This is a genomic window from Streptomyces sp. MBT53 (assembly GCF_016654115.1).
In the GTDB taxonomy this organism is placed as follows: Bacteria; Actinomycetota; Actinomycetes; order Streptomycetales; family Streptomycetaceae; genus Streptomyces.
Genome location: NZ_JAEQAZ010000242.1, coordinates 1 through 11265, shown reverse-complemented (window position 1 = coordinate 11265; position 11265 = coordinate 1). Strand labels below are relative to the sequence as shown.

12 protein-coding genes and 1 tRNA gene are annotated in these 11265 nt (G+C 65.0%); 8 read left to right on the top strand and 5 right to left on the bottom strand.

Translation table 11 applies throughout. The features are described from left to right. The first annotated feature begins 589 nt into the window (after positions 1 to 589). The 6 genes from JHN45_RS45760 to JHN45_RS45735 all read left to right on the top strand — a co-directional run bounded on the left by JHN45_RS45760 (position 590) and on the right by JHN45_RS45735 (position 6000). A complete protein-coding gene (locus JHN45_RS45760; protein ID WP_201055334.1) occupies positions 590 to 1204 on the top strand; it encodes an RNA polymerase sigma factor in 615 nt (204 codons plus the stop codon). Beyond that, the gene (locus JHN45_RS45755; RefSeq protein ID WP_201055332.1) at positions 1191 to 2138 is read left to right on the top strand and encodes a hypothetical protein; all 948 of its coding nucleotides are present in this window, start codon (positions 1191 to 1193) and stop codon (positions 2136 to 2138) included. Before JHN45_RS45760 ends, JHN45_RS45755 begins: the two co-directional genes overlap by 14 nt. Beyond that, positions 2135 to 3886, top strand: a complete 1752-nt coding sequence (locus JHN45_RS45750; protein ID WP_201055330.1) for an AAA family ATPase — start codon at positions 2135 to 2137, stop codon at positions 3884 to 3886. Before JHN45_RS45755 ends, JHN45_RS45750 begins: the two co-directional genes overlap by 4 nt. A gap of 97 nt (positions 3887 to 3983) precedes the next feature. After that, on the top strand, positions 3984 to 4253 hold the full coding sequence (locus JHN45_RS45745) for a multiubiquitin domain-containing protein (protein ID WP_201055329.1): 270 nt from the start codon (positions 3984 to 3986) through the stop codon (positions 4251 to 4253). Between the two features lie 5 nt (positions 4254 to 4258). Then, positions 4259 to 4666 (top strand): E2/UBC family protein, encoded by a 408-nt coding sequence (locus JHN45_RS45740; protein ID WP_201055328.1) that lies wholly within the window; start codon positions 4259 to 4261, stop codon positions 4664 to 4666. After that, entirely contained in the window at positions 4666 to 6000 is a 1335-nt protein-coding gene (locus JHN45_RS45735; RefSeq protein WP_201055327.1) for a ThiF family adenylyltransferase, read from the top strand. Before JHN45_RS45740 ends, JHN45_RS45735 begins: the two co-directional genes overlap by 1 nt. Positions 6001 to 6039: 39 nt before the next feature. On the opposite strand, the gene JHN45_RS45730 is transcribed toward JHN45_RS45735, so the two are convergent. The 3 genes from JHN45_RS45730 to JHN45_RS45720 form a co-directional block, all read right to left on the bottom strand. Further along, on the bottom strand, positions 6040 to 6372 hold the full coding sequence (locus JHN45_RS45730) for a hypothetical protein (protein WP_307783384.1): 333 nt from the start codon (positions 6370 to 6372) through the stop codon (positions 6040 to 6042). Between the two features lie 103 nt (positions 6373 to 6475). Next, the gene (locus JHN45_RS45725; protein ID WP_201055325.1) at positions 6476 to 6880 is read right to left on the bottom strand and encodes a DUF3761 domain-containing protein; all 405 of its coding nucleotides are present in this window, start codon (positions 6878 to 6880) and stop codon (positions 6476 to 6478) included. A gap of 651 nt (positions 6881 to 7531) precedes the next feature. Further along, positions 7532 to 7605 (bottom strand) — tRNA-Gly (locus JHN45_RS45720). Positions 7606 to 8114: 509 nt separating this feature from the next. Between JHN45_RS45720 and dcd the strand changes: the two genes are divergently transcribed. Beyond that, positions 8115 to 8690, top strand: coding sequence for a dCTP deaminase (dcd, locus tag JHN45_RS45715; RefSeq protein ID WP_200715752.1), 576 nt, complete (start codon positions 8115 to 8117; stop codon positions 8688 to 8690). Between the two features lie 2 nt (positions 8691 to 8692). After that, positions 8693 to 9220: a phosphoribosyltransferase gene (locus JHN45_RS45710; protein WP_236584821.1), complete on the top strand. Its 528-nt coding sequence runs from the start codon at positions 8693 to 8695 to the stop codon at positions 9218 to 9220. Between the two features lie 52 nt (positions 9221 to 9272). Here the strand turns inward: JHN45_RS45710 and JHN45_RS45705 are convergent, their stop codons facing one another. Together JHN45_RS45705 and JHN45_RS45700 are read right to left on the bottom strand one after the other, a co-directional pair. Next, positions 9273 to 10049, bottom strand: a complete 777-nt coding sequence (locus JHN45_RS45705) for a hypothetical protein (protein WP_307783381.1) — start codon at positions 10047 to 10049, stop codon at positions 9273 to 9275. Positions 10050 to 10178: 129 nt separating this feature from the next. Further along, the gene (locus JHN45_RS45700) at positions 10179 to 11219 is read right to left on the bottom strand and encodes a Yip1 family protein (protein WP_201055324.1); all 1041 of its coding nucleotides are present in this window, start codon (positions 11217 to 11219) and stop codon (positions 10179 to 10181) included. Between the last annotated feature and the right edge of the window lie 46 nt (positions 11220 to 11265).

The window sequence follows — 11265 nt, the reverse complement described above, 5'->3', positions numbered from 1 at the left end:
CCCTTTGCCACAACGCACTGACACGAGTGAATTTGTGCATGGATCCCGGTCGGAACACCGTGACTTGCCCGCGGACGAGGAGCAAGTGACCACAGCGAGGTTCGAAGTACTCAACGCGAGTTCATCGTGGAACGGCCAGTTTGCCTTGCGGGCAGGAGGAGTTGGTCGCAAGAACGCCTTGTGGCGAGTCAGCGAGCGTCGGGTGGGGAGTGCCCGCTCCAGAAAATCGAGCCGTGCCTGACGAGGCACGGTGTCTGCGGGGCGTGTCCCGGTACAACACGTCGTCGTGCAGCAACGTGAGGTTGTGGGTCGATGGCAGTGGGGGGCAGTGAGGGTTGGCGATCGTTGCCCAATCCGGGAGGGCGTCGATCGACTCCACTGAAGGGGCGCGAGCGGGACGGGAACTGTGCGTCCTTGTGAAAAGAAGCCTGTCTAGATGCTTTCCTGACGGGTAGCGAGGGTGACCAGTTGTCACTGGAACGGATGTTCCGATGGGCAGCAGGGGCTCCGAAGCGCTGTCGCGTGATAACTCCGATGAAGAAACCTACGGAGAGGGGGGTGCGGGCGGGCGGGTCCGTACGACACCCAGGTGATGGAACAGTCCGGGATCGACGATGAGGATCTTCTTGAGGCTTGGCGGCAAGGCAAGCTCAGCCGCCGGGACCTCTACGTTGGCGTCTCTGCTCCCATGCGTCAGGCGGCCCGCCGGGGAATCAGGTCGATCACCTCGTCGGATCCAGATCCGCATGAAGTCGATGATTCCGTGACTCAAGCCTTCCTGGAACTGGAGAGACAGGAGCCTCTGGAGGTGACTTCCCTCGTGGGGCTCGCCATCAGGATTGCCCTCCGCCGCGGGCAGGATTCAGGTCGCAGGACCATTCGTGAGCGCGAGCAGATGCGCAGCATGATCAATCACCTGGGGGTTACGGCCGATCCTCAGTTTTATGACGACGACGTGTGTGAAGCAGCGGAGCGGGAGGTACTGCTCGGCCATGCCCTCAGATGCATGGCAGGGCTGACCAATGAGCAGCTCGATATCGTGCAGGCGACGATCATGGAGAGCGAGAGTCTGTCTGATTGGGCACTACGCGCGGGCAAGTCGCACCAGTCGGCCTCCCGGCAGAGGACCCGGGCGCTCGAGTCGCTGCGACGATGTGTCAGGTCCAAGACTTCGACGGCGGGAGGCAACGATGAGTCGCGATGACGAGCTCGACAATGCGGTCGACGACCTGATCGAGCGGTACCTGCTCTTCCTGCGTGGCCGCGGACCCGAGCCAGACCTGTCAGTGCTGCCGTCAGATCGCCGTGCCGAGGTAGCGGAGCAACTCGAAATCGTCACTGCCTTGGTCGACCGCGACACCTCCTCCCCGTCCATCGAGGAGGATCCGGTAGCCATGCGCTTGGGACTACTCGACAGTGCGCGGCAGGACGAACCTCCACCGAACCTTCAGGAGCTGCCCCCTGTAGATGATGGGCCCGATGACACTCCAGTGGTGATCGCCCTGCAGGATTTGGCCTTCCGATTCAATCGATTGGTCACGGTCGAATTCGCCCCGGCTTGGGTTTCGAGGCCACCAAATACGATGCGACCTGTCGCCCAGTGCACGGCGCCGGGCGGGATCGTCGCCGTATTCATTGCTGCTGTGGACGAATGGTCACAAGAGCCGGAGACAGTTGCTAGGTTTTTCCGTCTTCACCCCGAGGTATCGGCCATCGCGCTGGTGTCGGAGGATGCCGAACGCGCCGTAGTGGTGACACCGGCGGACGCTCACCGGTCTGTCGACACCGTTCACGGCTGGCTCGCGCCCCACAGCCCGTCGTTGCCGGAGCCGCTCAGCATTGCACTCGGTCGACACTTCGATCAGTGCCTGCCGGCGTGGGAGCGGGTAGCCGACCTCGATGACCTTCTGGGCCTGGGAGATCTCAACTCCGCTGTGTCCGAGATCAGTGCCAAGCAGGTCGCGGAGGCGCGCCGGAGCAGGCCAAAGTTGATGTACAAGAAGAAAAGCCTCCAAGCACTTAGCGGACTTGATCCTTTGGCGATCGCTGAAGTCGTCATCGATGTTCAGTCCGGGCACCTGGAAGGCGACGGCCTGGTGGAGCGCCTTGCCCGCCTTGCAGAGGCAGTCGCGTCGTGATCCGTAACATCCGCCTGACCAATTGGCGGGCATACCAGGAACTGGACCTTTCTCTCACCCGGCCCGTCACATTCTTCGTTGCCCCCAACGGCGTCGGAAAGACATCCCTGGTTGAGGCGGTGCGCTGGGGCTTGTTCGGCACTCCCGAAGACCGTGACCGAGGCCGGGCCGTGCGCGGTGGCCATGAATCGGCGACGGTAGAGCTCGACCTCACCTTGCCGGGCTCCGTCGACGTGCGCGTTACTCGTTCGCTCAAACGGAACGGCGCCGCCATATTCGAAGCCTGCGTCGACGGCAACGCTGTCGATGAAGGTCGCTATCGGATGATCCTTCGCGATGCTTGGGGCGCGGATCCACGACTTCTCGACTCGTTGGTCTTCGAATCAGTCGCAGCTGACAGGACAACCGGCTTCCCTATCCGCGACCACCTTGCCGGCGTGTTCGGCATCGAGCCCCTACTCAACGCGGCAAGCCAACTCAAGGCACGGCGCAGTGATCTGGCCAAGAAGATCAAGTCGCTTCGGGATGACCTGAGCGGCAGCGACGAGGCCATCGCAGCCGCCGTTCGGCTTGTCGATGGCCTCGACACTGAGCTCCAGCTTGTGGCTGCAGAGCGTCGCACGGCTGATGACGCAGTCAATGAACTGGAGCCAGCAGCTGCTTTGGCCGCAAATTGGGACCACTACCGCAGGGAAGCGATGGCCTACAGCAGTCGCATTCAGAGCCTTGTGGCAGAGATGGCCGGCGTGCTCGAAGTCGGTGACAAGGATCCACGGATTGCACTCACCCTCGGTGAGCGGGAGGCATCCATGGCACTCGAAGAGGGGATAAAGGCCAAAGCGGCGGCCGAGGTCCAAGCGGCGTCCTCAGCTTCGGCTGCGGACCTACTGCATTCTGCGGGAGGGTGCTGTCCGACCTGCTTGCGACCGCTGCCTGATGATGAACGTGAAGCCGCGCTCGCCTCACACGGAGATGTCGGCAGTCACGCCCACACGGAGATTGAGCAGCGCGAGCGTCAGACGGTCGCTGCGCGAGAGAGACTCAGCGCAATCACGCGGTTCGGACAAGCGCTTAACGAGTACCACGCACCCAACGAGCCCGAACAGCCCGACCCAGGCCCAGAAGCATCCATTGCGTTGGCTGAGATCCGCCAACGGGCGTCGGAACTTGCCGAGCGACACGGAGCGCTGAATTCGCAGCGCGACGCGGCACGGCTGAAGCTGGAGGAACTTCGCCAGACTGCGGAGGACCAGTCCGCTCTCGAAGCGGCCGCTCGCGAGGACCTCGTCGTAGAGATCACGCAGAAAACCCTGAATCAGGTAGCAGACCGATATCTGGCCGAAAGGATTGAGCCGCTCGTCCACGAGATCGGTCGCCGGTGGAAGCTCGTGTTCGGCAGCGAGGGTCTCCAATTCGGATCAGATGGACAGCTCAGTTTCAGTCACGGGGATTTCGATCTTGCACTTGGAGACCTAAGCGGAGGGGAACGCGCCACTGCGCTCCTTGTGACTCGGCTGCTGCTGGCGGGCTCAGTCACACGAGCGTCGACGATCTGGTTTGACGAGCCGCTCGAGCACCTCGACCCACGTCGTCGTGCCGCAGTCGCTCGCACCATGGTCCTTGCAGCCCAGGCCGGAGCCGTCGGCCAGGTCCTTGTCACCACGTACGAAGAGGGGTTGGCCCGCCGACTTGCAGCGACCGCCCCCGACGTTGTTGAACTGACCTACGCCCGCACTGATCCTCGATAGTCCGGAAAATCTTGGGGCCAGGGGGGTGCGGATCCACATTCGGCTTCGACCTTGTGGTGAGAGTTCGCACCAGGCGGACCGATAAGAGGAGGCCACAATGGCGGCCGTCCACACCGAAGATTCCAACCGAAGCGGCCCCGAGGGACGCGGAACGGCGTTCGCCTTCGACGTCGATGACATCACCTACGAGTACAACCGTCCCACCATCACCGGTGCCGAGGTCATGGCACTGGCCGGAATCACGCCCAGCGAGGGGCTGATCCAGATCCTGCCGGACGGGACCCGTAAGACGGTCGATCCGGACGACACGATCCACCTCGTCCCCGGCGTTCAGTTCAAGCGTCGCCCACGATTCAAGCGAGGCTGAGCTCCGTGGCAATCGCCCCTCGGCTCAGGGAGCGCCTTGCGCAGGAGGCTCTTCTCCTACGCAAGGCGTTTCCCAACGCCGTCATCGACCCTGAGGCGCTCGTCGTGACGCTCACGGACTACAAGCTCCCGGCCGGTTGGTCGCACAACCGAACCGACGTGCTGTTCGCGATTCCCACCAACTACCCGGCCGGGCAGCCTGACAACATCTGCGCCAGACCTGACCTCACCCTCGCCGACGGATCCGTGCCTGGTAACAGCCAGGGCATTCAGACTCACGCCGAGCAGCAGTGGCTGCAGTTTTCGTATCACGTCGACCCTAACGACTGGCGGCCCACTGCCAACCCTGAAGTCGGCAGCAACCTTGCCGACTACCTGGCTGGCGCTCTGACCCGATTGGAGGAAGCGAGCTGATGGCAATGGGCGGCACTCTCAAGTTCACTGACGCCGGTCACTGGGCTCTCATTGAAGGGCACCTTGCCGAAGCCTCCGGGGAACGGTTCGCGTTCGCGTTCACCGACACCATCCGCAACGACAGTGAAGGCCCCGTCCTGGAAGTGGTCGATGTCGTCCTCATCGAGGACGGCGATGTCGAGCGAGGCCCTAGCGGTTGGTACCTGGCCGACCGTGCCCTGGACCGCGTTCACAATCGTGCGGCCGCATCCGGTCAGGGGCTGGTCGAATTCCATAACCACCACCTGGGGCCACCCGGTTTCTCCCGCACGGATGAATCTGCCCTGGCGCCGATGGTCGACTACATGCTCGACCTCGTTCCCGGATCACCCTACGGCGCCGCAGTCTGGGCGCAGGGCAGGGTGCGCGCCGACTGGTGGAGAACTGAAGGGGGCGGCAGAGTCGAACGAGGCCAGTTTCGCACCGTGACGGCGATCGGCGAACAATTCCGAGTCCTCAACAATGCTCCTGTCACTGACGAGCGTTTCAACCGTCAGCTTCCGCTCCTGGGCTCAGAAGCCCAGGCGGCGATCGTCACGATGCGGGTTGCCGTTGTCGGCGCCGGGGGCACGGGATCACATGTTGCATTGAATCTTGCCTACCTCGGGTTCCGCGACGTGCTCATCCTTGATGACGATCTTGTCGAGATGACGAATCTCAACCGGCTGGTGACTGCCGACAATGCCGACATCGGCAGCCCGAAGACGGTTGTGGCGCGGCGTCGGATGCGTGCCATCGACCCTCTGATCCAGGTCCGTAACCTGCCCGGGCTGACGGCTGGCGGTGCCCACCCGGAGCTCCACGACGTCGATCTCATCATCGGCTGCGTGGACCACGACGGACCCCGCCAGCGGCTCAACCAGATCGCCGTCGACACCCGCACCCCCTACATCGACATCGCCACCGGGGTCGACGACACCCACGAGCCCTTCGCGCTCGGCGGCCGTGTTGTGTTCGTCCTGCCCAACGGCCCGTGTCTAAGTTGTCTCGATGAGCTCGATTCCGCCGAAATCGCCCGATGGGCCAAGACAACCGGTCAACAGGACCTCGACCGTCTGCACGGCTATGGAACCGGTACTGCAAACCCATCCGTGGTCCACCTCAACGGGCTCGCAGTCAACGCCGCGCTCACCGAGGTTGTCGCTTGGGTCTCGAGAGCGCGACGACCAGCTCGATGGCTCGACATCGATCTTCTCGGTACTGCTGTCCGCCCCGGTGTTCAGATCGCACCTCGTAGGGTTGCGGGACGAAACGTAGGATGCGTTGACTGCGGGGTGGTATCGGGGTCGGAATAGCGTCCCTTGGTAACGCGAGATGAGCGGGCAGCACCTGTGTCAGCGACGTAGCCCGAGCGCCTCGGCGCCCGCGTATCGCGCCTGCGTTCCCAACTCTTCCTTAAAGGACACCATCTGGTTGTACTTCGCGGTGCGGTCGGAGAGGGAGAGGGCCGGTTTTGATCTGCCCGCAGTTGGTCGGGACGGCGAGGACGGAAAGGTGGTGTCCGCGGTCTGGCCGGAGCGGTGGCACATGACGGCGGTGTAGCCGGCGCGGTGGGCAGTGGCGACGTTGGCCAGGGTCTCGGTGAGGGCACCGAGCCGGTTGACTTTCACCAAGACTGGGTTTGCGACCTGAGGCAGGTGGTCGAGGCGGGGTCTTCTCGTGGGCACCGTGCTTCGCGACGCACTGTGGGACCTAGTGTCCGTGTAGGCCACGAGAGCGGAGGGCGCGGCAACCTACGGTCATCCATGCCGACCGGTCAGCCCATCTGGATTAGGCGAAAAGCAACATCGCCCATTGGCTCCCAGGGATGACGCCGCCGTGATGGGAACACGCGCCTTGCCGCCCGATGGACGTGGAGGGCCATCCGTCACGGCAGTGCGCGGGCGAGGGCATCACCACCCGGCTGACTTCTGAAGGGGCCTGCTTTATGCGGGAGGCTTGGCCTATGTAGAGGTCGCTGAAGCAGGCTCGGTGATCGAGGACGACCTGCGCGGCCTGCCCGGCCAGCTCACGCTTTTCGCTGTATCCCGTTGAGATGTCCAGCTCGGTGGCCGACGTGGCGCTGAGATCTACGAGGTCGTCAGGGAAATCCGGGCCGAGTTGCAAGTACAGGATGCTCGGGTCTATAGCAGGTACAAGGGGAATCCGTACCGCCTGTGCCTTGTCGCTCAGCATGCGTGCCTTGGTCCGGAGCGGGCTGCATGCGGCCTCGTGTTGGTCGTCCTTCCATGAGTTCCAGGCGCATGAGCCCAAGCCGGCCACCAGCGCCAGGGTGACGAGAGCGAGACCGGCGCGGATCCGCCGCCGCTCTTCTCCAGCCCGCTGTCTTGCGCTCTCGGCTCGGGCTTCGGTCTCGGCCTCCGCTGCTTTGCGCTCGGTCTGTGTGGCGTGGTGGCGGCAGCCGCGGCCGATCTCTCGGGGGAGCTTGCAGGGTGTCCCCTTCTGTGTGGGGCGCCCGCACCGCGGTGCGGGGCGGCGTCTTCGGGAGCTGCTGTACCTGGTGGACATGCCACGCATTGTGGACCGCCGGCTAGCGCCACTGCGGCGAAACGGTCAAAGCAGGGCGCGCGCAGTCGAGGGCTGGAAGCCATCCAGCAAGTCGCCCTTTGCGTAAGTGACTTGACTACCATTTGCCTTCTATATGACCCAGGTCACCGAAAATGCGTCTCACAATTCGAGACGTCCTAGCGTTGGGGTGCTCGAATTGGCACCGAAGGCCCTCCGGTTGGGCGCTTCGCCTCGACTTAGGGCACGCGGAGGGCACGCCACCCCCGAATTGGACTAGACAACAAACAACCCCCAGGCCGTTGACCTGGGGGCGATTTCTGGAGCGGGTGACGAGAATCGAACTCGCACTCTCAGCTTGGGAAGCTGATGTTCTACCACTAAACTACACCCGCTTAAGACGCCGGTTGAGCCGGTGTCGAATGCCTGGTCACTCTACCTCATGGCCGGCTCGCGGCGCTGAAGTCGTGGGGTGACGGTCGTGTTTCGGAGGGTGGACGCGGCTGCGGGGGGCCGGAGTTGGGGCGTACGGTGGAGGTGTGGAAGAGGGTCCGGGTGGGACGGAGTGCCGCCTGGAGAGTCGTTCCTTTCATCCCGTAATGTGGCATTTGGCGTCCGGCGAGCAGCAGCCGGACGCGGCTCTTGGGGAAGGGACTCATGGACTTGATGGAGCGCACCGTCGTCCGTTGTGCCGATGGGCACGTGTTCAGCACCGCTTCGTTCCCGATGCAGCAGGCCGAGCGGCTCGGCCCCGGACGGCTCGTCCGGTGTCCACGGTGTGCCCGGCTCCGCAGCGCGGTGCCGGTGACCTTGGAGAAGCAATAGCGGTGACACGGTAGGCAGTCGCTGGCGCGCGGGTCCGTCCGATTGTGGTCGGTCCGCGCGTCTTGCGTATCCTCGGGGCGTGCTTCTCTCTGACAAGGACATCCGGGCCGAGATCGACGCCGGGCGGGTCCGGATCGATCCCTACGACGAATCCATGGTGCAGCCGTCGAGTGTCGACGTGCGCCTCGACCGCTACTTCCGGGTGTTCGAGAACCACCGCTACCCCCACATCGACCCCTCCATCGAGCAGGCGGACCTGACGCGGCTGGTGGAACCGGAGGGCGACGAGCCGTTCATCCTCCACCCCGGGGAGTTCGTGCTCGCCTCGACCTACGAGGTCGTATCGCTCCCCGACGACCTCGCCTCGCGGCTCGAAGGGAAGTCCTCCCTCGGCCGGCTCGGGCTCGTCACGCACTCCACCGCCGGCTTCATCGACCCCGGCTTCTCCGGGCACGTGACGCTGGAGTTGTCGAATCTCGCGACGCTCCCCATCAAGCTCTGGCCGGGCATGAAGATCGGCCAGCTGTGTCTGTTCCGGCTGAGCTCGCCGGCCGAGTTCCCCTACGGCAGCGAGCGCTACGGCTCCCGCTACCAGGGCCAGCGCGGCCCGACCGCCTCCCGTTCCTTCCTCAACTTCCACCGGACGCAGGTGTGAGCATGGGAGACACGGACATGGGCATGGACGTACGGGAGAACCTGACCTACGAAACGTTCGGCGTCGCCGTTCGCGAACTCGCGCAGACCATCGCCGACGACGGCTACGAGCCCGACATCATCCTCAGCATCGCCCGCGGCGGGGTGTTCGTCGCCGGCGGGCTGGCCTACGCCCTCGACTGCAAGAACATCCACCTGGTCAACGTGGAGTTCTACACCGGCGTCGGCACCACCCTCGACATGCCCGTGATGCTCGCGCCCGTCCCCAACGCCATCGACTTCTCCTCCAAGAAGGTCCTGATCACCGACGACGTCGCCGACACCGGCAAGACCCTCAAACTGGTCCGCGACTTCTGCATCGACACCGTCGCCGAGGTGCGCAGCGCGGTCATCTACGAGAAGTCGCAGTCGCTGGTGAAGTGCGAGTACGTGTGGAAGCGGACGGACGACTGGATCAACTTCCCCTGGAGTGTGTTGCCTCCGGTGCACAGGTCGGGCGAGGCGCCCAAGGAGAACCGGGAAGCGGTTTGACCTGGGGGTTCCGCGCGGCCTGGGCACCGGGGAGGCGGGTGGCGCCGTCTGGTCAGTTCGCGCGGAGTTTTCGCACGCCGTCCGGCTCGAAGTCGTAGATGTGGTTGTTGAGCCGGAGGCCGTCGACCGCGCCGATCCACATGTGGTCGCGGCCCTTGCCCACGGCCACCGAGTACACCGTCGGCGTCGCGTGGACGCTGGTGAACGAGGTCTTCAGGTTGGCGAAGGTGCACGGCGAGGACGAGGTGCACACCGTCTCGCCGCCCGTGAGGTACCAGGTGCCGGTCGTGGTGGCGTCGAGGTAGGGACTCCACTGGTTGGCTGTCGGGACCGCCGGCGGCACCCACACCAGCGTGGAGTAGTTGTCGTTGGGCAGCGACGGCCGGTTCGGATCGATCTCGAACCTGATGTTCGGCATGTTCGTCGGGCCGCCGCCGTAGGTGATGTTCTCGCCCGTCTGGAAGACGTGGAAGCCGACCTGGCGGAGCGTCAGGATCCGGCTGCCGAGGAAGTCCACCTCGTTGCCGAAGTCGACCTTCTCGCTCGGTGGGTTGAGCGTGGTGGATCTGTCCGCCACCTCGATGCCGAGGCTTCCCCGTCCGAACGGCGGTTTCGCGAAGGCGGCCGGTACGCCGGAGACGTACGGGCCGTTGCGCAGTTCGGCCACGGGGGAGCCGATCGTGTTGCGGGCGATCACGCCCCAGTGATCGGGGGCTCGCCCGTCGGTCCCGTCGGCGGCCGCCGATCCCGGGAGGATCGCGGCGATCATGGCGGCCAGTAGCGCGGCCGTGAGTACGACTCCCCGGCTCACACCAAGGCGAGATCTCACGAACACTGAACACTCCTCACGGTGGGTGCAGGAGTGGTCACGCTAGATGGCTCTCCGTAGCCATGATGGGTGACATGGCGGGCATGTCACCCTTTTGTCCTACTTTTTGTTTCGCTGATCGTGCCGGTCCTAGAACGTTCCCAGCTTCACGATCGACAGCAGGGCGATCAGCTGGATCGCGGAGGCGCCGAGGGCCTTGGGCCAGGGGAGGTCGTGGGAGCGGCTGACCATCATCGTGAGGAGGGCGCCGGCCGCTACCCAGGTGGCCCAGCCGAGGGCCTGGACGAAGGTCGCGTCGCCGCCGAAGAACATGGCGAAGACCAGGCGGGGGGCGTCCGTGAGCGACATGATCAGCATCGAGAGGCCGACCGTGGGCTGCCAGGCTCCGTCGCCGCCCAGTTGCCGGGCCAGGGTGTGGGTGACCACGCCCAGGACGAAGGACGACAGCACCAGTGCCACGGCGGTGATGAGGACGATCGGGACCGCGTTCGCCAGCGTGGCGTTTATGGCGTCCTTGCGGGCGCCGTCGAAGCCGAAGACCGCGAGCAGGCCGTAGAGGAACGTCACGATCAGGGCGGGGGCCCACATCGTGTAGTCCCGCATCTGGAGGAACGTCTGCTGGGGTGCGAGGACGATGCCTCGCAGCAGGTCCTTCCAGTGCAGGCGGGGGCCCACCGGGCCCGCGGGGGCCTGCGCCGAGCCCGCGCGGTACGTACCGCCCTGGGTGTACGGGTCCTCACCTACGGAGAACGCCTGGGTGTTGCCCGGGTTGTTCGCCGCGTACGGGTCCGGGGTGCCGGGGTGGGCGCCCTGGGCGTATCCGCCGTCGCCGAAGTACTCCGGCTCGTCGCCGTAGCCGCCGTTGCCTGCGTTCCCCTGGGACCACTGCCGGCCGCCGCCGCCCGCGGGGCTTCCGTACTGCGGTTGCTGCTGCGGGTACGGCTGCGGCGCAGAGGGGTAGCCGTACGGCTGTCTCTGCGGCGCTCCCTGCGGTGCCGGGGGAGCCTGCTGCCCGTACGGAGGTTGTTGAGGGCGCGCTTGCGGGGCCCGGCCGTCCCGGCCGCCGCGTCCGATCCTGAATCCAGCCACGTCATCGAACGTACCTGGTTCCGCAGAGTCACGGGCCGGGCCGGGGGTTTCGGGTGGGGCTTTGCTGCCGAGCTGTGACATCCCCTAGGGGACGGTGGGGGGTGTGGGTCGGGCCCGTGGAGTGCGG

Coding starts and splice junctions, on each gene's coding strand:
- JHN45_RS45755 (WP_201055332.1), top strand. CDS start 1,191: ATGAGTCGCGATGACGAGCTCGACAATGCGGTCGACGACCTGATCGAG.
- JHN45_RS45745 (WP_201055329.1), top strand. CDS start 3,984: ATGGCGGCCGTCCACACCGAAGATTCCAACCGAAGCGGCCCCGAGGGA.
- JHN45_RS45735 (WP_201055327.1), top strand. CDS start 4,666: ATGGCAATGGGCGGCACTCTCAAGTTCACTGACGCCGGTCACTGGGCT.
- JHN45_RS45725 (WP_201055325.1), bottom strand. CDS start 6,880: ATGCTGAGCGACAAGGCACAGGCGGTACGGATTCCCCTTGTACCTGCT.
- JHN45_RS45710 (WP_236584821.1), top strand. CDS start 8,693: ATGGGAGACACGGACATGGGCATGGACGTACGGGAGAACCTGACCTAC.
- JHN45_RS45700 (WP_201055324.1), bottom strand. CDS start 11,219: ATGTCACAGCTCGGCAGCAAAGCCCCACCCGAAACCCCCGGCCCGGCC.